Annotated in this window: 18 protein-coding genes, 1 tRNA gene and 2 pseudogenes; 16 read left to right on the forward strand and 5 right to left on the reverse strand. The window is 66.3% G+C overall.

Annotated features, from left to right (window positions below; all coding sequences use genetic code 11):
• Nucleotides 1-15: 15 nt before the first annotated feature.
• Complete coding sequence (locus ACOGJB_RS19545; RefSeq protein ID WP_419838740.1) at nucleotides 16-624, reverse strand: MarR family winged helix-turn-helix transcriptional regulator; 609 nt, start codon at nucleotides 622-624, stop codon at nucleotides 16-18.
• Between the two features lie 250 nt (nucleotides 625-874).
• Here ACOGJB_RS19545 and ACOGJB_RS19550 point away from each other — a divergent pair, with 250 nt between their 5' ends.
• From ACOGJB_RS19550 to secG, 6 genes are all read left to right on the forward strand, one after another.
• Nucleotides 875-1354, forward strand: a complete 480-nt coding sequence (locus tag ACOGJB_RS19550) for a hypothetical protein (RefSeq protein ID WP_419838741.1) — start codon at nucleotides 875-877, stop codon at nucleotides 1352-1354.
• Between the two features lie 30 nt (nucleotides 1355-1384).
• A complete protein-coding gene (locus tag ACOGJB_RS19555) occupies nucleotides 1385-2527 on the forward strand; it encodes an alpha/beta fold hydrolase (RefSeq protein ID WP_419838742.1) in 1143 nt (380 codons plus the stop codon).
• Nucleotides 2528-2536: 9 nt separating this feature from the next.
• Nucleotides 2537-3553: a patatin-like phospholipase family protein gene (locus ACOGJB_RS19560; protein WP_419838743.1), complete on the forward strand. Its 1017-nt coding sequence runs from the start codon at nucleotides 2537-2539 to the stop codon at nucleotides 3551-3553.
• A gap of 94 nt (nucleotides 3554-3647) precedes the next feature.
• Entirely contained in the window at nucleotides 3648-5249 is a 1602-nt protein-coding gene (locus ACOGJB_RS19565; protein ID WP_419838744.1) for a thioredoxin, read from the forward strand.
• A 282-nt stretch (nucleotides 5250-5531) separates the two neighbouring features.
• Nucleotides 5532-6551: a hypothetical protein gene (locus ACOGJB_RS19570; protein WP_419838745.1), complete on the forward strand. Its 1020-nt coding sequence runs from the start codon at nucleotides 5532-5534 to the stop codon at nucleotides 6549-6551.
• Between the two features lie 153 nt (nucleotides 6552-6704).
• Nucleotides 6705-6932 (forward strand): preprotein translocase subunit SecG, encoded by a 228-nt coding sequence (secG, locus tag ACOGJB_RS19575; protein ID WP_419840780.1) that lies wholly within the window; start codon nucleotides 6705-6707, stop codon nucleotides 6930-6932.
• Here the strand turns inward: secG and ACOGJB_RS19580 are convergent.
• Nucleotides 6929-7762, reverse strand: a pseudogene (locus ACOGJB_RS19580) (amidohydrolase family protein). The gene secG and the pseudogene ACOGJB_RS19580 overlap by 4 nt on opposite strands.
• An 84-nt stretch (nucleotides 7763-7846) precedes the next feature.
• Here ACOGJB_RS19580 and ACOGJB_RS19585 point away from each other — a divergent pair.
• The 7 genes and pseudogenes from ACOGJB_RS19585 to ACOGJB_RS19615 all read left to right on the forward strand — a co-directional run bounded on the left by ACOGJB_RS19585 (nucleotide 7847) and on the right by ACOGJB_RS19615 (nucleotide 13344).
• On the forward strand, nucleotides 7847-8686 hold the full coding sequence (locus ACOGJB_RS19585) for a TIGR03560 family F420-dependent LLM class oxidoreductase (RefSeq protein WP_419838746.1): 840 nt from the start codon (nucleotides 7847-7849) through the stop codon (nucleotides 8684-8686).
• A gap of 80 nt (nucleotides 8687-8766) precedes the next feature.
• Nucleotides 8767-8850 (forward strand) — tRNA-Leu (locus ACOGJB_RS19590).
• 168 nt (nucleotides 8851-9018) lie between these two features.
• Nucleotides 9019-10089 carry an LLM class flavin-dependent oxidoreductase gene (locus ACOGJB_RS19595; RefSeq protein ID WP_419838747.1) on the forward strand — a complete coding sequence of 357 codons (1071 nt, stop codon included), beginning with the start codon at nucleotides 9019-9021 and terminating at the stop codon, nucleotides 10087-10089.
• Between the two features lie 106 nt (nucleotides 10090-10195).
• Nucleotides 10196-10396, forward strand: a pseudogene (locus ACOGJB_RS19600) (NAD(P)-binding protein); the annotation flags it as partial.
• A gap of 103 nt (nucleotides 10397-10499) precedes the next feature.
• Nucleotides 10500-10709 carry a hypothetical protein gene (locus tag ACOGJB_RS19605; protein ID WP_419838748.1) on the forward strand — a complete coding sequence of 70 codons (210 nt, stop codon included), beginning with the start codon at nucleotides 10500-10502 and terminating at the stop codon, nucleotides 10707-10709.
• 209 nt (nucleotides 10710-10918) lie between these two features.
• Nucleotides 10919-12610, forward strand: a complete 1692-nt coding sequence (locus ACOGJB_RS19610) for an Eco57I restriction-modification methylase domain-containing protein (protein WP_419838749.1) — start codon at nucleotides 10919-10921, stop codon at nucleotides 12608-12610.
• A complete protein-coding gene (locus ACOGJB_RS19615; RefSeq protein ID WP_419838750.1) occupies nucleotides 12610-13344 on the forward strand; it encodes a PaeR7I family type II restriction endonuclease in 735 nt (244 codons plus the stop codon). Before ACOGJB_RS19610 ends, ACOGJB_RS19615 begins: the two co-directional genes overlap by 1 nt.
• A 32-nt stretch (nucleotides 13345-13376) precedes the next feature.
• Here ACOGJB_RS19615 and ACOGJB_RS19620 read toward each other — a convergent pair whose 3' ends face one another.
• Entirely contained in the window at nucleotides 13377-14828 is a 1452-nt protein-coding gene (locus ACOGJB_RS19620; protein ID WP_419838751.1) for a flavin-containing monooxygenase, read from the reverse strand.
• A gap of 59 nt (nucleotides 14829-14887) precedes the next feature.
• Between ACOGJB_RS19620 and ACOGJB_RS19625 the strand changes: the two genes are divergently transcribed.
• Complete coding sequence (locus ACOGJB_RS19625; RefSeq protein ID WP_419838752.1) at nucleotides 14888-16093, forward strand: acyl-CoA dehydrogenase family protein; 1206 nt, start codon at nucleotides 14888-14890, stop codon at nucleotides 16091-16093.
• Between the two features lie 39 nt (nucleotides 16094-16132).
• Here ACOGJB_RS19625 and ACOGJB_RS19630 read toward each other — a convergent pair whose 3' ends face one another.
• On the reverse strand, nucleotides 16133-17356 hold the full coding sequence (locus tag ACOGJB_RS19630) for a CaiB/BaiF CoA transferase family protein (RefSeq protein WP_419838753.1): 1224 nt from the start codon (nucleotides 17354-17356) through the stop codon (nucleotides 16133-16135).
• On the reverse strand, nucleotides 17353-18123 hold the full coding sequence (locus ACOGJB_RS19635; protein ID WP_419838754.1) for an enoyl-CoA hydratase/isomerase family protein: 771 nt from the start codon (nucleotides 18121-18123) through the stop codon (nucleotides 17353-17355). Before ACOGJB_RS19635 ends, ACOGJB_RS19630 begins: the two co-directional genes overlap by 4 nt.
• 125 nt (nucleotides 18124-18248) lie before the next feature.
• Between ACOGJB_RS19635 and ACOGJB_RS19640 the strand changes: the two genes are divergently transcribed.
• Together ACOGJB_RS19640 and ACOGJB_RS19645 are read left to right on the forward strand one after the other, a co-directional pair.
• On the forward strand, nucleotides 18249-19424 hold the full coding sequence (locus tag ACOGJB_RS19640) for an acyl-CoA dehydrogenase family protein (protein ID WP_419838755.1): 1176 nt from the start codon (nucleotides 18249-18251) through the stop codon (nucleotides 19422-19424).
• 11 nt (nucleotides 19425-19435) lie between these two features.
• Nucleotides 19436-20554, forward strand: a complete 1119-nt coding sequence (locus tag ACOGJB_RS19645) for an acyl-CoA dehydrogenase family protein (RefSeq protein ID WP_419838756.1) — start codon at nucleotides 19436-19438, stop codon at nucleotides 20552-20554.
• The last annotated feature ends 9 nt before the right edge of the window (nucleotides 20555-20563 follow it).

The following is a 20563-nucleotide window of genomic DNA, read 5'->3' on the forward strand; positions in this document are numbered from 1 at the left end:
TCTCGTGGGTAGGGACTACAGGGCGCGGGCATCGAGCCGTGCCAGCGCGGCATCGGTCGACACCAGCATGCGCTCCAGCAAGTCAGCGAGGACTTCCCGCTCACTCGTGTCGAACACCGCGAAGATCTCCTCGTAGATGCGGTATGCGCGGTCTACGAAGTACTGGTGGCGGGCTGCTCCGAGGTCAGTCAGCTCGACCAGCACCTCTCGTTGGTCGCGCTCGGCGCGCTGCTTGTAGACGAGTCCGTCGGTTTCGAGCCTGGTGATGGCACGGGTGACCGTGCTGGGCTCGACGTCCATGATGTCTGCGAGTGCTCGAATCGTTGCGGGCCCGTTTCCTGCCACGGCATCGAGGGCCCGGAACTGGCCCGGTTCGATGGACTTCGATCCGCCGCCGAGGACGTGCCGGCGCAGGCGCTCGACCGTCGGCCCCAGCCGGGCGGCGCGCCACAGGGCGGCGACCTTGTGATCGAGATCCCAGTCGTCGCCCCACTCGGTGGGCTCAGGAGCACTCGGCTGCTGCGCGTCGCGAACACGAGGCAGCCCGAGGGTGCGACGGGTGCCGCTGCCTCCGGACTGCGCTGGGTCTCGTACACCCTGCTGGTCCATGTCGATCACGTTCATCGGCTGCATTCCTACCTTAGCCGATCTGTTCGCCCCGGCCAGCGGATCATTGCAGAGTGTCACACAATTTCTCGACGTGAAATGCTCGTGTGACAGGGCCGTAACCTAGATATGATTGCATAGCGTCATGCAATTGATGGACAGCGGCGCTCGTCCCGTCAGTTCATCAATTCGCACCGGCAGGTGTCTCGCACGCCGCCGGAATTCGTGACATCAGACCGAATACCCCCTTTTCCCGGAGGAAACAAACATGGCTAAGCAGTGGCGTGAGATCTACAACGAATGGGAGTCCGCCGTAGCGCCGAGTCTCCAGCAGTTCGCAGCCTCAGATGGCTTCCGCGATTTCATGGCCGCGAGCGCCAAGGTCACCAGCGCTTTCGCCGCCGAATTCGAGCAGGCCAGCCGGCGCTGGCTGCATTTCTGGAACCTGCCTGCTGCCACCGACGTGCGCAAGCTGCGCCAGCAGGTCGCCGCAGTGGATCGTGAGCTGAAGGGTCTCAAGAATCTCGTGTTCGACGTGGTCGCCGTTGTCCCCGCTGAGGCGGCGCCGGCAACGAACGGCAAGGCCGCGCCGGCATCGAAGCAGACCGTGTCCGAGCCGGCTGCATCCAAGTCAGCAGCAACGAAGGCCAGCGCATCAAAGACCGACTCAACGAAAGCCAGCGCATCAAAGACCAACCCGATGAAGCCTGCGGCGGGGAAGCTCACCGCAGCTGTCGAAAGTTCCTGAACACCCTCTCATCACCCCGAAGGAGCAGCCATGTCTGCAACCACTCTTGTCAAGCCCAAAGCCGACTCCGCCGCCAACGGCGAATCATCCGAGCGCCCTGCGGAAGTGCCCAACCCGCTCGCACCGTTTGCGGAGATGTGGGAGACCGGCATGCGGCGCTGGTGGAACCTCACCCGCCACGTCATGGGCATCGACCGTGCCCCGGTCGGCCAGACGCCTCGCGACGCGGTGTGGAGCAACGGCAAGGCCGTGCTGTACAGATACCGCAGCGAGAGCCCGACTGTGCGCCCGCCGCTGTTGCTGGTCATGAGCTTGGTGAGCCGCTCGTTCATCTTGGACCTGCAGCCAGGCAACAGCTTCATCGAGCGGCTGGTAGCCGAGGGCTTCGATGTCTTCCTGCTCGACTGGGGCGTACCCGACGAGGAAGAAGCCCACAACACCCTCGAGACCTACTGCGACGAGCTGCTGCCCCAGGCGGTCGCCAAGGTCAACCAGATGGGCGGCGAGGTCGGTGTCACCGTCTTCGGCTACTGCTACGGCGGTCTGCTGACGCTGCTGTACGCGGCCGGCCACCCCGACGACCCGATCCGCAACGTCGTCGTGATGGCCACCCCGGTGGACTTCACCAAGATGCCGACGGTCATGACCGGCGTCGGCGCCGACGGCATCGACCCAGCGCACTTGATGGACGCCAGCGGCAACGTGCCGGCGGAGTCGGTGCGGGCGTCGTTCACTCTGCTGACGCCCACCTCCGACCTCAGCACCGTGATGGATTTCTGGGAGCACCTCGACGACGACAAGTTCCTGAGCTCCTACCAGGCCATGACGTCGTGGACCCGCAATCACATCCCGTTCCCGGGCGCCACGATGATCCAGACCGTCGAGATGTTCAATGAAGGCAATGGCTTCATGACCGGGGACCTGATGCTGGGCGGGCGCAGGCTCGACCTCGCCGACATCAAGGCACCGTTCCTGAACGTGATCGCTGAGCGCGACCACATCGTGCCGCCGGAATCCACCTACGGCCTCGACAAGCTGGTCGGCGCCGCTGACGCCACCGAGATGCGCCTGCCTGCGGGCCACGTCGGGCTGATCGTGGGCAACGGCGCTCGCAAGCGCTCGATCCCGTCGATGATCGGCTGGATGGTCGAGCACAGCGACATCGCCAAGTAGCCGCGGCCGATGACCACCGGCGGCGCTGGCGGGCGCCCACGATCTGATCGCAGCGTGGCGCTCGTCATGGGCTCCGGCGGCATCGTCGGCGGGGCCTTCCATGCCGGCGTGCTCAAAGCGCTCGAGGACACGTGGGGGATCGACGCCCGCGACGTCGACCTGATCGTGGGAACGTCCGCCGGTTCCATCTCGGGCGCGCTGGTTGCCGCCGGTCTCAGCCCCAGCGACCTGTTCCGGCGTGAGACCCGTCAGCCGTTGAGTGCCGACGGCGAGCGGCTGCTCGGCGCGGCACGCGCCCAGCGCGGCCCCAAGCGCGAGGCCACGGCCAGCTTCGGGGCGCCGATGGCGCCCCACATCTGGATGTTGGCGACCGCTTTGCCGGGTCGGGTGGCACCGGGCACTGCGCTGGCATCACTGCTGCCTCACGGCAACGTGCCGACATCGCATGTCGCGGACATGGTTCGCGGGCTCTTCGGCGAGCAATGGCCGACCGGGGTCGAGCTGCGCGTGCCGGCAGTTGAACTCGACGGCGGCCAGCGGGTGGTCTTCGATGCCGACAGCCCGGCGACGCCCGCTGAGGCCGTCGCTGCATCATGCGCCGTGCCGGCCGTCTTCGAGCCGGTGGAGATCGACGGCACCGCGTACATTGATGCCGGCGTGCACTCGTCGGACAATCTCGACGTACTGCGCGATGAGTCCTATGACCTCGTCGTGGTGAGTTCCCCGATGGGCATCGCCGAGCTGCCGTCGGCGGCACGGTCTTGGGGAATGTCCATGCCGATGGCGGCAGCCATGGACTTCGGGGCCATGACGTGGGGCTGGAGCGCCCTGCGGGCTGCCAGCCGAATGGCAACCGAATGCGAACGACTGAGCTTGACGGAGTGCGGGCGTGTGGAAATCGTCATGCCGGCATCGGCCGACCTCGATGCGATGGGCAACAACCTGCTGGATCCGCGACGCCGTCCCGCCGTGGCGCTGCAGGCGTACGCCACAGCGAGCGAGCAGTTCGCGGCCCATCCCCGCTAAAGAGAACAGCTTGTCCTGGCGCCGCCCACAGCGGCGGGGAGGCTGGACCTGAGAGCCTGCGCCAGCGGGCGGGTCCCGGACCTAAAGTCACGGCGTGCCTGCCGACAACCAACCCCCTTCCGAAGCGGCCGCCGAGCCGCGGACACACCTCAGCGACGGCCTTGTTGCGTTCGTGAAGCGTGACTGCCCGACGTGCTGTGATGTCGAGCCCGTGCTGGCCGAGTTGGTCGACCATGCCGTGCGTAGCCGGACACGCCTGACGGTGTTCACCCAGGACGACCCCGAGTTCATGGCCGCGCTCGACGGGCCGTCGGCAGAGGTCCTGCACGATCATGACCTGGCCGTGTCGTGGCATCACGACATCGAAACGGTGCCCACGCTCATGGCGGTGATGGACGGGCGAGAGATGGCTCGCACTGTCGGGTGGGACCGCCGCAGCTGGGAGGCATTGAGCGGTGCCGATGATCTCGGCTCGGGCCTGCCCGACATGCGACCGGGCTGCGGCTCGATGTCGGTCGACCCCCTGCTGGCCGACGAGCTGGCGCTGCGATTCGGAGCGACATCGTTCACGAGCCGCAAGGTGGAGCTGGCTTCGGCTGAGGATCCCGTCGAGGCGGCCTATGACCGCGGCTGGTCCGACGGTCTGCCGGTGGTGCCTCCCACCGAGGCGCGCGTGGCTGCGATGCTGACGGGTACGACGCGGGTGCCCGACGAGATTGTGGCCGTGGTGCCGCCGACGCTGGCTGAATGCACGGTGGAGAAGGTGGCTGTCAACGCCGTCATGGCCGGCTGCAAGCCCGAGTACCTGCCGGTCGTGCTCGCAGCGGTCGAGGCGGCCTGTACCGACACGTTCAACATGCACGGCCTGCTGTGCACGCTGTGGTTCTCGGGCCCGATCGTGATTGTGAACGGCCCGATACGCCGCCGCATCGGCATGAACACCGACAAGAGCGCGCTCGGCCAGGGCAACCGTGCCAACTCGACCATCGGCCGGGCCCTGCAGCTGGTCATCCGCAACGTGGGCGGCGGCAAGCCGGGCATCGGGGGCATCGATCGCTCGGCACTCGGGTCGCCCTCGAAGGTGGGCTGGTGCTTCGCCGAGGACGAGGAGGGCCTGCCCGACGGCTGGCCGCCGTTGTCGGTGACGCGGGGGTTCGAACCCGGCCAGGACACGGTGACGCTGTTCGCCGGCCACGGCCCGGTCGGCTGCATCGACCAGGTTTCCCGCACGCCGAACTCGCTCATCCGAACCCTCGCCCAGCAGCTGCTGTGCGTGGGAAATCGCAAGCTGCCGAGCGAGGCCATGGTCGTGATGACACCTGAGCACATGTCGACCTTCGCCGACTCAGGCTGGACCAAGGAACGCTTCTACGACGAGCTGGAACCGCTGCTGCAGATGGATCTCGATTTCGCAGCCTGTGGAGCCGGCGGCATCGAAGAGGGCCTGCCGGCCGCTTTCGTGCAGCACCTGAGGGACACTGCTGACGGCGGCCACGGCGGCAGCGGAGGCTCCGATGGCGGGCACGTGTTCGGGTCGAGCGAGGGCTCGACCGGGGGGAACCTGCGCAAGCTGCCCCCATGGTCGCCGATGGTGGTGCGCGCCGGCGGGGGAGCGGGCGGCTTCAGCGCCATCATCGAAGGCTGGGTGCCAGGTGCCAAGGGCAGCACCCCCATCACCCACCCGATCCGCCCGTAATCGCCCCATAGGCGCCGCGCGGGTGGGTAAGCGTTCTCGTGGCGCCGCCTGCTGCTGCCCGCTCCCGTTCGCTGCGCTCGCGGGCCCTTCGGGCCTCGGCTTTGCCCGTCAGATCGCCTTCTTTTCGCTGGAATTCCGCTTGGTCGGCGCGGCCGCGAGCGCTTCGTCGAGCGATTACTACTATTCGTATTGAACAACGCTTGCGGGACTCGGCTCCCGGGCGGCGGGAGGGTTCGATGATCGAGACGAGCGGCGTGGCGCGAGGTCCATTCGAGGCCTGCAATGGCTGAAGGCGAGCGCCCAGTGATCCAGCCCGGTGCGGCGTCTGCCAAGCGCCAGGTGAGTGCTCGGCAGTTGCTGATTTGGGTGGCCGGTGCCGCGGTTCTCGCCGCTGCTGCTTTTGCAGTGGTTCGATTCGTCGGCTTCGGAGGCACGGAATCGCAGTCGGCCTCCTCGCCGGCCACACTGCCTCCGGATCCGGTGCCGACGACGACGGTGACCACGACGACCACCGAGGCGACTGTGCCGACCTCCGACTCTGTGCCTCCAGCGGACGAGACGTCGGATGCTGAGTCAACGCCGCCTGAGTCGGATGCTGAGTCGACGCCGCCTGAGTCGGATGCCGCTTCGCCGACCACGACGGCGCCGCCGGTTGAGGCGCCCGACCCTCCCCCGGCCCCGGGGCACTTTGTCCGGATCAGCGAGGGGGGTGATTTCACTGGCGCGGTGACGCTGCGCTGCGCGGACTATGTCGCCACCGTCGATTGGAACGTTCTTCCTCCGTTTGAGCCCGGAGAAGGAGGAGGCCGCAACCGGACTGCCGCGCCCTTTGGGGATCAAGGCTACTTGAGGGTTATTGTCGAGACGTTCGTTCCACCCGAAGTCCATCCTGACGCACCCGAAGAAGGCGACCCGGATACAGGCGATTCTGAAGCATCCGAGGATGGACCGACCGAGCCACCAGCCGAGGAGCCCGTGCCGCAGGTGCCGGAGTCTGTGATGGTGCTGGACGCTTCGAGCATCAGCGGGCGCGGCACTGACCGCGCTGGAGAGGGCGAAGCCGTTGCTGTCCTGCGGCACCGCTGCCCTGCGGAGTCGTTCGACGAGCATGCCGAGTGGAAGCTCATGGTGGAAGCGCATGCCGAGGTTGCGTGGGAGCTGACGTTCGGGACCGGAGATGCCGAAGCCGGCGATGACGGGGTGGCCGAGCCGAGCGATGCCATCGGCGGCGTGAACGGCAACGAGGACATCGACGAGATCATCGAAGGCATTCTGGGGGGAGAGGGCGTAGGCGGCCCCTGACCGGGGACCAGTACCGGTACGCTCAGTAGCGGCAACGCGTGAGCACTGACCTCCTGTTGACTGCTGCGAGCACCGCAGAACCCACACTGTGTTCGCTGCGTTATTCCTTGCCATGGGTGCTGCGCCAGTGCGCCGGTAGCCTCATTGCCCGTGATGACGTGGATTGTCGGCGGGATTCACCTGCTGTCCGCCTTCGGGCTGATCGGCCTGGTGCTGCTGCACAGCGGGCGTGGCGGCGGCGTCTCTGACATGTTCGGCGGCAGCGTGGGATCTACCGCTGCGGGCTCGACCGTTGCCGAGAAGAACCTCAGCCGCATCACGGTGGTGGTCGCCGTCTCATTCGGCTTCACCACGTTGATACTGGGCTTGCTCCTCGCCTAGCGGCCACGGGCCTTTGACCCGCCCGGCAGCGACGAGACCCCTGCACCTCGCCTGATCGCCCGCCCCGGCCGTGCGCCCGTGCTGGCGCCGTCCCGCCAAATCGTCCTGCCGTTGACCATGACGAGCTCGATGCCGCGGGCTGGCTGCATCGGCTGCTCGAAGGTGGCGGTGTCGATCACCGTCTGCGGGTCGAAGAGCACGAGGTCGGCCATGGCACCCGCCTCCAGCACGCCCCGATCCGCCAGACCGAATCGCCGTGCGGGCAGCCCCGTCATCTTGTGCACTGCGGTCTCCAACGAGAAGAGTCCCTGATCGCGCGCATAGTGGCCGAGCACTCGAGGGAATGTGCCTCACAGGCGGGGGTGCGGGAACTCGTCGTGCGGCAGGCCGTCCGAGCCGATCATGGTGCCCGGATAGGCCAGGATCCGGCGCACATCCTCCTCGTCCATCGACTCGGTGACGCGGTCGGCTTCGTCGCGCATGTGGGTCGTGTGGATGCCGCCCGCTGCCCGCACTGCGGTGACCAGCTCGATGATCTCCGAGGTCGGAGCGGCTGCAGCCGGGGCGTAGTAGAGACCCGTCGACAGGCCGATGGCGCCCGCTTCCAGCGCCTGCTCCAAGCGGTGCCGCATGGACGCAATCTCGTTGCCGGGCGCCACTGCTTGGCCGCCTGCCTCGATCTCGACTGCGGCTCCGGCATGGCCGAGATCGCCCAAGCCGACGATCCGATCGTCGCCGACTGCGATGTCGCCATGTGTCGACGGGGCACCGGTTCCGTCGATCAAGCGGGCATTGCGGATGATCAGGTCTGCCGCGTCAACCACAGCCAGAGCCTCTTCCCGACCGAGTCACGACCGCGAGTTCACCACACATCGGCCCCGTATCGTTCTGGTCGCACGAGACAAGGAGCCCCCATGGGACGTCACGCCATCAAGACCCCTCCGCACCACGCCACCTGGCCGGAGTATCTCGCCATCTGGCAGGCGGCTGACGAGATCGAGGTCTTCGAGTCGGCGTGGAACTGGGATCACTTCTATCCCTTGGCACCGCCGTATGACGGTCCGAACCTGGAGGGCTGGACGATGCTGGCGGGCCTGGCACAGGCGACGACCCGGATCCGCCTGGGCGCCATGGTGAACGGCATGCATCACCGTCACCCGGCGGTCACGGCCAATATGGCTGCGACGCTCGATCACATCTCGGGCGGCCGCTTCGAGCTGGGCATGGGTGCCGGCTGGAACTTCATGGAGAGCGATGCATACGGCATCGACCTGGGTCCGCTGCGCGACCGCTCCGACCGGCTCGAAGAGGGCATGGAGGTCGTCGTCAAGCTGCTGACGGAAACGACGACCACCCACAAGGGACGCTTCTTCGAGTTGACCGATGCGTGGTGCGAGCCCAAGCCCATCCAGGAGCGCATCCCGATCGTCATCGGCGGTCAGGGACGGGTGCGGACCCTGCGCACCGCCGCGAAGTACGCCGACCAATGGGACATGACCTTCCCCGCCGACGTCGCTGCATGGCGGGAGCTCGACGACGTTCTGCGGGCGCACTGTGAGCGAGTCGGGCGTGACGAAGCCGAGATCGACCGGTCGGTGCACCTCGGATTCGAGACTGACGGCGACATCGACAAAGCTGTGGCCCGAGCGCAGGATTTCTTCGACGCCGGGGTCGACATCGTCGTGTGGTCGTGGCGTGGCGAGCTCAATCCAGTGAGCCTGGACGCCCTGGCAACGGCGATCGGCGAGGCCTGACCCCCGCCGAACAGACCAGGCTTCAGCGCTATGCTGATGCGCTCCGAAATGGCTGCGCAGCCAGCAATTTCGGGCCTTCAGTCGGAGTGGCGGAATTGGCAGACGCGCTAGATTAAGGATCTAGTGCCCGAAAGGGTGTGGGGGTTCAAGTCCCCCCTCCGACACACTCGCTAGTACACGCGTCAGGTCCGGCGGAGACCCGCATGCGCCCGATCGGCGAGTGGCAGGGTCCTGATTTCCCGGACGTGGAACTGCTGGACTGATCCACCTCACTCGACTCGCACGCTGCGTCCGGTCTAGACCTGTGCTGGGCGACTGAGCGAGGGGGCACGATGGAGTTCGGGATTTGTCTGCATTCGAAGATCGACGACATCGATCTGGTGGTTCGGGCTGAGGCTCTGGGGTTCGACGCGGCGTGGTTCGCCGACTCGCAGATGCTGTGGTCTGACTGCTACTCGTGCATGGCGCTGGCGGCGGACCGGACTGAGCGGATCAAGCTCGGTACTGGTGTGTCGGTAGTCGATACGCGGATTGCGCCGGTGACGGCCCACAGCATTGCCACGGTCAATGTGTTGGCTCCCGGTCGAACGTTCTTGGGCGTGGGCAACGGCTTCACCGCGTGGCGGTTGATGGCACGCAAGCCGGCTCGACTGGTCGAGTTCGAGGCCTTTCTCGACACCACCCGTCGACTGCTCAGCGGCGAGGAGGCACCGTTCACTCACAAGGGTAAGACCACCGATGTGGCCTTCCAGATGGCCGAGCTTGGGTTCGTCAACGTGACGGATCCGGTCCCGATTCACGTGTCGGCGTTCGGGCCCAAGGGACAGGCCCTTGCCGGTGCCTATGGCGACGGTCTGATCGCTGCGGTGCCGCCCAAGCGCAGCGCAGTTGAGCGTTGCCGGGCGAACGCCGCTGGCGGCGCGGCCGGCGCCGGTCGGGAGTTCGACGAAAGTGGCTTTCAGCTGACGACTTTGACCGCGATGGCGGTGCTCGAGCCCGGTGAGGACCTCACCTCGGATCGTGTGATCGAGCAATGCGGACCGATGGCGGTGATGGGCCTTCACTATGCCTATGAGCGTTTCCGCCAGTTCGGGGTGGATCCGCCGCCGCACCTCCGCAGGGTGTGGGACGACTATGTCGCGTTGGTGGAGCAGAGTCCCGAGGCCGAACGCCACTACCGGATCCATGCCGGCCACGGGACTTATCTGCACCCGGACGAGGTCCAGTTCGCGACACCTGAGCTCATCGGGGCGGCATGCATCGTGGGTCAGCTCGATGAGTTGGTGGAGAAGGTCGGCGAGCTCGAGGCGGCCGGTCTCGACCAGCTGATGGTGCTGCCGAGCTTCGCGTCCCGCTACCGGGCCGCTGAAGAGATCGGGTCGCTGATCAAGGCCTTGGGCTGAGGTGAAGAGATGTCAGTGACGCTCGCGCTGAGGCGCTCCGCTCCGGTCAATCGCGACGGTGCAGCCGAGACCGACGAGAATCAGGTCGAGAACGGCTGAGGGGATCATGATGGGCGAGCATCGGAGCGATGTCGACGTTGTGGTGGTTGGAGCCGGCATGGCCGGGCTCTACCTGCTGCACAAGCTGCGGGGCATGGGGCTGTCGGCGCAAGGATTCGAGACCGGTGATGGCGTCGACGGTACCTGGTACTGGAATCGTTATCCCGGCGCCCGGTGCGACGTGGAGAGCATCGACTACAGCTGCAGCGAGGCCGGCGCCCAGCAGCGCCCACCCGGTCCGCGGTCGACGTGATCGCCACCGGTGCCTACGTGCGCAGCGAGATGGCTGCTGCGCTGCGGGACTTCCTGGCGTGACCCGGCCGACCGGCGTGTGGCGGGGCGAGCGCATCGCAACGCACGACCCACCACCCAAGGGAATCCCCAACCCGATCCACGACGACGACGGCCAGGAGGATGTCGTGCTCGCCGGGAGCTGTGGCCTCGGCAATGCGGCCTGGCTCGGCGATCTCGCAGACATGGCCCATCGACCGGGCGAGGAGCCGCCGCCGATCGGCGCATGAGGTTCGCCGTCCTCGGACCGCTCTTGCTGGGTCCTGCGGACGGAGCGATGGAGCGGCTTCGAAGAGGTCGGGAACGAAATCGATCGGCCCGGTCGTCTGGGGATAGTTGTTACAGGACTTCAGTAGCGTGCCGCCGCATGGGATCACAGGGTTGTAGTTTGGATTCGGCGGAGAAGGGTCGAGTGAGCCGGGCTTCGCAACTGGCGTTGATGCATGTAACGACGGAGAGGCCGAACTGGACGCCGCACCTTGGTGGGGAGCACGGCGAAGTGTTCACCCGCCGTTGGGTCGTCGAGCTAATCCTCGATCTGGTGGGCTACCGGGTCGACGAGGACCTTGGCGCTGCGACGGTTGTTGAGCCATCGTGTGGGTGCGGTGCGTTCATCGTCCCAATCGTGGAACGACTCGCTGAATCCTGCGGACGCTATGGCAGACGGCTGCGCGACATGGCAGGCGCTATTTGGGGGTTCGACCTTCTCGAGCACAATGCGGAGTACACGCGCAAGGCGGTGATGGACACGCTGCTCATGATGGGGGAGCCCAACGACGTTGCCGAGCGACTTTCTGGGGAGTGGGTCCGCACCGACGACTTCCTCCTCGCCGACCACCGGGGCCTCCAGGCAGACTTCGTTGTCGGCAACCCGCCTTACATCCGTCTCGAAGAGGTGCCGACCGAGGTAAGTGCTGCCTACCGTCGGGAACTGCCGACGATGCGCGGCCGGGCCGACGTCTTTGTCGGGTTCTACGAGCGAGGTCTCTCGGTGCTCGCTCCGGATGGGCGGCTCGCGTTCATTTGCGCTGATCGCTGGATGCGGAATCAGTACGGCGAACGCCTCCGCTCGCTTGTAGTCGACAACTACGCCATCGACAGCTTGGTCGTACTGCACGACGTCGATGCGTTTGAGGACCCGGTAGCGGCGTACCCCGCCATCACTGTCTTACGCAACGGTCCTCAAGGATCCGCCAAGGTTGTCGACACGTCGGCTTCGTTCGGTGCCGCCGATACCGAGCAGGTGGTGGCCTGGCTCTCGAATCCCGACGCTGATCCCCCGCGGTCTAACGATTCATTCAAGGTTGCCGAGCTGCCAACTTGGTTCTCCAGTGGGGCGCATTGGCCGGCGGGAGCGCCGCACGATCTCGAGCTGATAGCCTTCCTCGAAGAGCACTTCGCACCTATCGAAGACCGGCGAACCGGAACCCGGGTCGGTATCGGGGTCGCGACCGGATGTGATGACGTCTTCGTGACGGCCCGGGCAGATGGAGTCGAATCCAGCCGGCTCCTGCCGCTGTTGACTGCCTCAGATGTTGCGGACGGTGAACCCGCCTGGGGCGGCCAGTTCTTGGTCAACCCTTGGGAGGACGGCAGGCTCGTCGATTTGGCCGATTTCCCCGGCATGGCCAGATACCTCGAGTCGCATGCTGACCGCGTCCGTGCCCGACACGTGGCGAAGCGGCAACCCGAGAATTGGCATCGCACGATCGACAAGGTCGATCCGAGTCTCCAGGCGCGTCCGAAGCTCCTGTTACCGGATATGAAGGCTGCCGCTCACCCCGTGTTCGATCCGGGCGCGTACTACCCGCATCACAACTTGTATTTCGTCGTTTCCGAGGAGTGGGACCTCGAAGTCCTCGGCGGCCTTCTGCTCTCCGATGTCGCCAACCTGTTGGTCGGTGCGTACTGCGTCAAGATGCGCGGTGGCACCTACCGCTTTCAGGCCCAGTACCTACGGAAAATCCGGGTACCGGACCCCAAGACGCTTTCAGACTCGGTGAGCGAGGACCTTCGCTCAGCGTTTCGCTCGCGGGACCGACCGGCGGCCTCCGTCGCCGCGTGGCCGCTCTACGGAGTGGACCCTGCGCGCCGGTTGGCCCAGTCGGTAGTAGCACGCACGGAACCTTGATGACCCCGGCCGTGCCCGACTACGAAGAGGCGTTCGCCGCCGCCATCCAGGACTTCTGGATGATCAAGAACGACCAGCAGGCGGCGGCCAATCTCGCGGGACGAAGCGACGGCGGCACTAGCGGTTCCGTCCGGGCCGGCAAACACATGTCGCCGTTCGAGCTGCTGATTCGGCAGGTGGTCGAGGACGCTGGGATCGAGCCTGACCCTGCTCCGAGTGACACGCTGTACCTCCCGGGCTTCTACCGGGAGACGAAGTCCTGGGATGTCGTACTCCAGTACCAAGGGCACGCTCTCGCTATCGTCGAAGCCAAGTCGCAGGGATCGAGCTTGGCGAACAACTTCAACAATCGGGTTGAGGAAGCCATCGGCCAGGCGGCAGACGTTTGGAAGTCCCACGAGCGTGGGCTCCTGATCTCGGGCCTCAGGCCATGGGTCGGCTACTTGATGATTGTCGAGGAGACGACGAAGACCACCGATCCGAAGCACCTCCTTGGTGGGAAGGCGGTGCCCGCGGGCATGAAGGCCGACCCGTTGTTCGACGGGATGAGCTACGCCGAGCGCTACGCCACAGCCTTCAAGCGCCTCGACCAAGAACGCATGCTTGACGCCACATGTGTAGCCATTACAAGCGGTCCCGAGTCATACGAGTATCCAAACAAGTGGCTTTCCTTCAACGGCTTCGCGGCCCAGCTCTGGGGGCGATGCCAGCATGTGCTCGCAGTAGTCGGGTGAAGGTCAGCGCCGCTCGGTGATGTGAGTCGGCGTCAGCTCACGTCGAACGCATCGAGGTGAAGGTTGCGCATCTCGCGACGGAAGCGGGCCCAGCTGCCGGGGAAGAACGGCAGGATGCGACCGTTGCGGTCGCGGTACCAGCCGGGGCAGTCGCCCGCCCAGCTCATCTCCTGCAGCTCCGCTTGGATGGCTTCGGCCCATTCGTGGGTGGCGTCTCGGCGAGCCTCGATGGCGCTCGCGCCGCGGGCGAGCAGGTGTTGGATCCAGCGGCCGATGTAGTTGGTGGCGACCTCGGCCGTCATGAACACCGGAGCATGACCTGGGGATCCGTTGAGACCAGCGACGGTGAACCAATTCGGGAAGCCCGGGATGGCGACTCCCCGGAATGCTTCGGGCGCCCGAGCGAACGCTGTCCGCAGGTCAAGGCCGTCGCGTCCGTAGATCTCCAGCGCAGGCCCGCCGTCGGCCCGGCCGCCCAGCTTGTACCCGGTGCAGAAGATGACGACGTCGACATCGACCTCGGTGCCGTCGGCGCTGACCACGCCGCTCGGGGTCAGCGCAGTCACGCCGTGCGGAACGAGCGTCACGTGATCCAGCGCCAGGGCGGGGTAGTAGTCGTCGGAGACGAGGATGCGTTTGCACCCCGGCTCGAACGAGGGTGTCAGTGCGGCGATCGTGTCCGGATCGGAGATCGCAGCGTGCATCTGGTCCATGACCTCAGCGCGCAGCTCCTCGATGGCGTCGGTCTTCTTCTCGAACGCCCGTTGCCACAGCATGCTGTCGCGGTACTGCTGGCGACGAGCGCGGTGCCAACCATCGTCGGTGGACAGCTCCGCCTTCTCCTCATCGGTGTAGTAGCGGTTGCGGCGAGGGCGAACCCAGTTGGGCGTGCGCGAATACACGAAGACCTCGGTCGCGTCCTTCGCCACCTCGGGAACGACCTGAACCGCGGCCGCCGCGCTGCCCACCACCGCGACCCGACGCCCGGCGAGGTCGACGTCGTGGCGCCACGACCCGGCGTGCCACACCAGGCCTTCGAAGGAATCGAAGCCGTCGAGGGTGGGGTAGTGGGGTTCGGTGAGGCCACCAGTGGCTGAGACGACGAAGCGGTGGCGGAGTCGTTCGCCCGTTGCCAACTCGAGTTCCCAGCAGGCGTCCTCAGGCTGCCACGATGCCCGGTCGACGGTGGTGTTGAGCCGGATGTGGTCGGCGATGCCGTACTTGTCGGCGCACGACCGGATGTAGGCCTGGATCTCGGGTTGGCCCGAGAACACCATCGAGAAGTCGGGGTTGGGCTCGAAGGTGTAGCAGTAGATGTGCGACGGGATGTCGCAGTGCAGTCCGGGGTAGGTGTTGCGCAGCCACGTCCCGCCGACATCGGACTGCTTCTCGTAGACGACGAAGTCGTCGATGCCCGCACGCTTGAGCTCGATGCCCATCACCACGCCGCTGAGGCCCGCGCCCAAGATCCCGACTAAGGCCATGGCAGTAGTGTCGCAGCGGAGGCTCGCCCCATCGCCGATCTCGACGGACAGGCTCGAACATGACGGTCTACGACGACGCGCACGAGTGGTACTCGACTCACTGGGATGCCGAGATGCCCGTGGGGGACTGGTGGCGGCTCATCTCCGAGTCCGGATGGGGCTATCCGTTCTGGCCGGCCGATCGCTTCGGTCGCGGCCTCAGCCACCTCGAAGCGTTGGAAGCCGATCGCGCCCGAGATGACGTCGGCGCGTTCGGACCTCCAAACGGGGTGTCGGTGACGCTTGTGGCGCCCACACTGTTCGAACACGGTCCCGACCTGCTCCTTGATCGCTACCTGCCGAAGATCGCCACAGGTGAAGAGCTCTGGTGTCAGCTCTTCTCCGAGCCCGGCGCCGGATCGGACCTGGCAGGGCTGCGCACCACCGCCGAGCGCGATGGCGACGAGTGGATTGTCAACGGCCAGAAGGTCTGGACAACCGCCGGTCACACGGCCGATCGGGCCGTCGTGATGGCGCGCACCGACCCCGACGTGGCCAAGCACCAGGGCATCTCGTTCTTCTGCGTCGACATGGACCAGCCCGGCGTCGAGGTTCGCCCCTTGCGGGACATGACCGGTGATTGCGAGTTCAACGAGGTCTTCATGGACAACGCCCGCGTGCGTCACGACGATGCGATCGGCGGGCTGAACAACGGCTGGCGGGCGGCCATGACGATGCTGGCCGTCGAGCGCGATCTCGATGCGGTGGGCCACGACGGTGGCGGCGACGTCGTCAACGGTGTCGACCTCTCGGCGCCTGTCGGGGTGGTGCAGCGTAGGCAGGCCACCAGCACCGGCATCTCGGGTTTCAGCTACACCACAGGAGCCGTGAAAGACCAAGTCGTCCGATCATTGCTCGAAGACGAAGATCGAACCGATCCGCTGCTGCGACAGGCGTTGGCCAAGGCGCACATCGATCGAGCTGTCCTGGACTGGAACGGCGCCAGAGAGGTGAATCCGTCGCTCGGCAAGCTCGGCAACTCACTGTTGTGCCGCACCCTGCGCGATCTGGGCTTCTCCGGCAAGGGCATGCCCGCACAGCTCGGCCGCGAGGATCAGCCCGACGGCGGCCACTTCCTGAAGACGGCACTGTTCACCCAGGGCATGTCAATCGCCGGCGGTACCGACGAGATCCAGCGCAACCTCATCGGTGAGCGCGAGCTCGGTCTTCCCAAAGAGCCTGATCCAGCTCGGGGTCTGGCGTTCAACGAACTCCCCGACCAGTAGGAGAAGCCAATACGGCGTTCCCCCTCGCCGCCTCGCCGGTCAGCTGACGCCCGGCGGCACGTTGTCGATCATCACGCCGGTGTCGTGCAACTTGTCGATCTGTTCGTCGGACAGCCCCAGCTCCGCCAGGACTTCGCGGTTGTGCTCGCCCTGGAATGGTGCCAAACCGGCGGGGGGAAGCTCGCCCGCGCTGAACTTCCAGGGAGGCGATGGGACGCGAGCGGTGCCCCCGGCACGATCGTCGACCTCGCGGATGGCGCCACGCTCGGTGGCCCACTCGGACTCGGCGATCTCGGTCACCGTGCGGATGGTGCCCACCGCCAGCCCAGCCTCACTGACCTGGGCCTCGAGCTCTTCGATGGTGCGGAACGTCAGCACCCAATCGCGGATCTCGGCATGCAGCTCGGCCCAGTTCTCGCGCCGGAAGTCGGGCGTGATGAACCGGATATCGAGCAGCAGGTCGTTGCGGCGCATCATGGCGCAATAGCGCTGGAACACAAATGTGGCGACGGGGCTGGCTGCGATGGTGATGAGCTGGCCGTCGGGGAGCTCGAACACCGGCGATTCAGGGGCGCTGAGGGCCAGCGGTTCGCCTTCGACGTCGATGTCCGACAACTCGTAGCTCACGCGGTCGTTGACAGCGAGCATCGAGTGCACCATGGCCACGTCGACGTGTTGCCCTTCGCCGGTGCGGTCGCGGTGCGCCAGCGCGGCCAGCGTGGCGATCACGCCCTGGAGGCCGGTGTAGACGTCGGCGTGGTTGTACGCGTCGTTCTCGACCGAGGTCAACGTGTCGCCGTAGTGGCGCGAGATGATCTCTGTGAACCCCGACTCGGCCTGCACCGTCGGGGCGAACGCCGGCCGGCTGCGCCACGGACCGGTCTGGCCGTATCCGCTGATCGACACCATGATCAGCGTCGGGTTGACGGCGAGAAGATCCTGGTATCCGAGGCCAAAGCCGTCGAGCGTGCCGGGCCGGAAGTTCTCCACCACGATGTCGGCCTCGGCTACCAGCTGGCGCACGATGTCCTGGGCTTCGACGAAGTTGAGGTCGAAGCTGATGGCGCGCTTGCCGCTGTTCTGCTGGGCGAAGTAGAGCGACATCGGTCCGACGTGGGGCTGGCCACTTCGGCCCGTGTCCGGTGCGGGGGGCTCGATCTTGACCACCGATGCGCCCAGGTCGCGCAGTTGCTTGGTGCAATGGGGGCCGGCAAGCACCCGGGTGAAGTCGACGATCTTGACGCCGTCCAGCGGGGCGGTCATCGGCCCTGGAAGATCGCGGTGCCGGGACCGGTCTCGGCGTAGGCGGTCATTCCGGTCTGGAGGTCTTGCGAGGCCCACACGGGCTTCGCAGCCTCGTCCTGGACCACATCAGCGGCTCGCACACCCTCGCTGGTGGTGATGGCAGCCAGGCGTTTGATCGCGGCGTAGGAGACGTTTGGGCCGGTCGCCAACTGGCGGGCCCACGACAGTGACGCATTCCCCAGCTCGTCGTCGGCCACCACGACGTTCACGATGCCCCACTTCTCGAGCAGCACAGGATCGTGGCGGCGAGCGAACATTGCGATCTCTTTGCCGCGGCTCGCGCCGGCTCGATCCACGACGCGTTGCACTCCGCCGAGCAACGGCATCAGGCCCAGGGTGGCTTCCACGAGTCCGAGTCGGGCCGAGGCCCCACAGATGATGAAATCGCAGGCCAAGGCGACCTCGAATCCGCCACCGAGCGCGAGGCCGTGAACGGCGGCGATGGTGGGAAGCGGCACGCCCTCGAGTCGTTCGAGGACGGCGGCGGCGTCCTGGGAGCGGCCATCTTCGGATCCGAACCCGTCGACGTCGGCTCCGGCCGAGAAGTGTTTCATCTCGCTGCGGAGCAGGATTGCGCGGCCACCGGCGTCTGCTGCGCTCTCGAAGGCCCCGATCAGCTGATCGATGAAGGCGCCGTTGAGCAGGTTGTGCGGTGGCTTGGCCATCGTGACCACGGCGACGGCGCCGTCTATCTCGAGCCGGACATGGTCGGAGGTGTCGGACATGGGCCAAGTTTGCCCGGCGCGCTGCTTGCGGAGCACATTCGGCACACCGCGTGCTGTAGTAACGCGTGAGGTCCACGCGCAGTTTCCAGGGAAGATGGGGCCCGCGATCACTGAGGAGGAACGGGATGGAGTTCGAATTCCCGGCCGAGGCAGAGCAATTTCGGAAGGAGTTGCGTGCGTTCATGGACAAAGAGCTGCCTGAGTGGTGGAACGGTCTGTTTCACGACGACGACCGCATCTATCCCTTCACTCGAGAGTTCTGCATGAAGTTGGCTGAGCGAGATTGGCTGACGATGTCGTGGCCCGTCTCCCACGGTGGCGTCGACGCCGACGTGTGGAGCCAGATGGTGGTGCGCGAGGAGATGTGGGCGGCCGGTGAGCCCCGCGGCCCGCAGTACATGAGCCTCAACTACATCGGCCCGATGCTCATGGAGTTCGGAACCGCCGACCAGCAGGAGCGGTTCCTCAAGCCGATGGCTGCGGGTGAGGTCATGTGGTGTCAGGGGTTCTCCGAGCCCGAGGCCGGCTCCGATCTGGCAGCGCTGTCGACGAAGGCGACCGACGCTGACGGGTGCTTTTTGGTGAACGGTCAGAAGATCTGGACCAGCTACGCGACTGCTGCGGACTGGTGCTTGTTGCTGTGCCGGACCGATCCGGGTGAGCGCAAGCACCACGGTCTGTCGATGCTCATGGTCGACATGAACACTCCCGGGATCACGGTTCGACCGATCGACTCGATGGGCGGCCCCCAGGAGTTCAACGAGGTCTTCTTCGACGACGTCGAGGTGCCCTATGACTGCCTGCTGGGCCCGCGTGGTGACGGCTGGCGGGTCACGATTGCGACGCTGGCCCATGAGCGGGTTGGGGCTGCGCTCCATGCCCGGGTGAAGGTGCTGCTCGACGCTTTGATCGAATATGCGACAACCACGAACGGCCCCGACGGCCGGCCGCTGGCCATGCGCCCGTCGGTGCGGTCCGGGCTGGTACGACTTCAGGCCCGATACCGAGCATCGAGGCTGTTGTCCTACCGAGTCGTCTCGGCCATGGAGGCGGGCGACGCCAACGACGTCGACCCCGCAGTCAGCAAGGTCTTCTCATCCGAGCTCAACATCCTGATCGGCAATATCGGTCTCGACATCATGGGCGCCAGGGGACAGCTCAAGACCGGCGACGGCCACGCCCCGCTCGACGGGCTCATGAACGATCACTGGGTCCACAGCATCCCGCAGCCGATCGCCATGGGCACGAACGAAATCCAGCGGAACATCATCAGCCAGCGCGGCCTCGGGCTGCCCCGGTAGGAGCGACGGCCATGGACCTCATGCTCAACGACACGCAAGCGATGATTCGAGACGGCGTCCGGCGCTTTCTGTCCGACTCGCTCGATCCCGACACGGTTCGAGAGGTCGAGGCAAGCGCCGACGGCGTCAACTCCGAGATCTGGGCCCCGATGGCCGAACTCGGCTGGACCGCGCTTGCCCTCCCCGAAGACATCGGCGGAGGCGGTGCAGGACTCGTCGATCTCTGCGTGCTGGCCGAGGAGCTCGGACGGGCTGCCGCATCGACGCCCCTCGTCGCCACGGCCGGCTTCGCGGCGGCCTTCCTTCAGGCCCTCGAACCGACGGCGGTGAACCGCGACATGCTGAACACGCTCGCGACCAGCGACGCCGTGATCACGCCCGCACTGGTCGACGCGGCTGGGCGTGACGAACGATCTGCCTCGTCGAGCATCCTCACCGAGACAGACGTCGGTGCCACGATCTCGGGCGCGAAGGCGATGGTCCCGTACGCGTCGGTGGCGCAGGTGCTGGTTGTGTCGCTGACGACAACGGACGGCGAAGCAGCGGTCGTCGCCGTCAACCGCGACGCCGAGGGAGTCAGTTGGGCTCGCCATGGCGCCACGGGCGGGGACCCGCTGTTCCACGTCGAGTTCGACAACGTGGCCGTGCCCGGTGACCGCGTCCTGGCCCGCGGCGGCGCCGCGGAGCGAGCCATCGACGCCGGATTGGACGCGGCCACCATCGTGGCCACCGCTGAAGCGGTCGGCTGCTGCGAAGGGATGATTCGGCTCGGGTCGCAGTACGCATCGAGCCGTCAGCAGTTCGGACAGGCAATCGGAAGCTTCCAGGCGGTAGCCCACCCTCTTGCCGACATGCGCATCAACACCGACGCCTGCCGGCTCCTGGTCGCAGAGACCGCCTGGATGCTCGACCAGGGGCTCGACGCGACTCTCGAAGTCGCCGGGACCAAGGTCTTTGCGAACGAGGTGATAGCCGACATGATCCATGCCGCCCACACCGTTCACGGGGCGATCGGCTACACGACCGAGTACGACCTGCAGCTCTACACCAGGCGCGCCAGGGCGTTCTGCCTGAGCCACGGCGACACCGACGCCCAGACCGAGCGCGCCGCCGTCGCGCTCGGCCTCTAGCCGAGCCGA

Source organism: Candidatus Poriferisodalis sp. (assembly GCF_965208895.1).
GTDB lineage: Bacteria > Actinomycetota > Acidimicrobiia > Acidimicrobiales > Poriferisodalaceae > Poriferisodalis.

What these genes read in the sequence shown, in the direction of transcription:
- ACOGJB_RS19545 (WP_419838740.1), bottom strand. Translation starts at nt 624, where the DNA reads ATGAACGTGATCGACATGGACCAGCAGGGTGTACGAGACCCAGCGCAG.
- ACOGJB_RS19550 (WP_419838741.1), top strand. Translation starts at nt 875, where the DNA reads ATGGCTAAGCAGTGGCGTGAGATCTACAACGAATGGGAGTCCGCCGTA.
- ACOGJB_RS19555 (WP_419838742.1), top strand. Translation starts at nt 1,385, where the DNA reads ATGTCTGCAACCACTCTTGTCAAGCCCAAAGCCGACTCCGCCGCCAAC.
- ACOGJB_RS19560 (WP_419838743.1), top strand. Translation starts at nt 2,537, where the DNA reads ATGACCACCGGCGGCGCTGGCGGGCGCCCACGATCTGATCGCAGCGTG.
- ACOGJB_RS19570 (WP_419838745.1), top strand. Translation starts at nt 5,532, where the DNA reads ATGGCTGAAGGCGAGCGCCCAGTGATCCAGCCCGGTGCGGCGTCTGCC.
- secG (WP_419840780.1), top strand. Translation starts at nt 6,705, where the DNA reads ATGACGTGGATTGTCGGCGGGATTCACCTGCTGTCCGCCTTCGGGCTG.
- ACOGJB_RS19585 (WP_419838746.1), top strand. Translation starts at nt 7,847, where the DNA reads ATGGGACGTCACGCCATCAAGACCCCTCCGCACCACGCCACCTGGCCG.
- ACOGJB_RS19595 (WP_419838747.1), top strand. Translation starts at nt 9,019, where the DNA reads ATGGAGTTCGGGATTTGTCTGCATTCGAAGATCGACGACATCGATCTG.
- ACOGJB_RS19610 (WP_419838749.1), top strand. Translation starts at nt 10,919, where the DNA reads ATGCATGTAACGACGGAGAGGCCGAACTGGACGCCGCACCTTGGTGGG.
- ACOGJB_RS19615 (WP_419838750.1), top strand. Translation starts at nt 12,610, where the DNA reads ATGACCCCGGCCGTGCCCGACTACGAAGAGGCGTTCGCCGCCGCCATC.
- ACOGJB_RS19620 (WP_419838751.1), bottom strand. Translation starts at nt 14,828, where the DNA reads ATGGCCTTAGTCGGGATCTTGGGCGCGGGCCTCAGCGGCGTGGTGATG.
- ACOGJB_RS19625 (WP_419838752.1), top strand. Translation starts at nt 14,888, where the DNA reads ATGACGGTCTACGACGACGCGCACGAGTGGTACTCGACTCACTGGGAT.
- ACOGJB_RS19630 (WP_419838753.1), bottom strand. Translation starts at nt 17,356, where the DNA reads ATGACCGCCCCGCTGGACGGCGTCAAGATCGTCGACTTCACCCGGGTG.
- ACOGJB_RS19635 (WP_419838754.1), bottom strand. Translation starts at nt 18,123, where the DNA reads ATGTCCGACACCTCCGACCATGTCCGGCTCGAGATAGACGGCGCCGTC.
- ACOGJB_RS19640 (WP_419838755.1), top strand. Translation starts at nt 18,249, where the DNA reads ATGGAGTTCGAATTCCCGGCCGAGGCAGAGCAATTTCGGAAGGAGTTG.
- ACOGJB_RS19645 (WP_419838756.1), top strand. Translation starts at nt 19,436, where the DNA reads ATGGACCTCATGCTCAACGACACGCAAGCGATGATTCGAGACGGCGTC.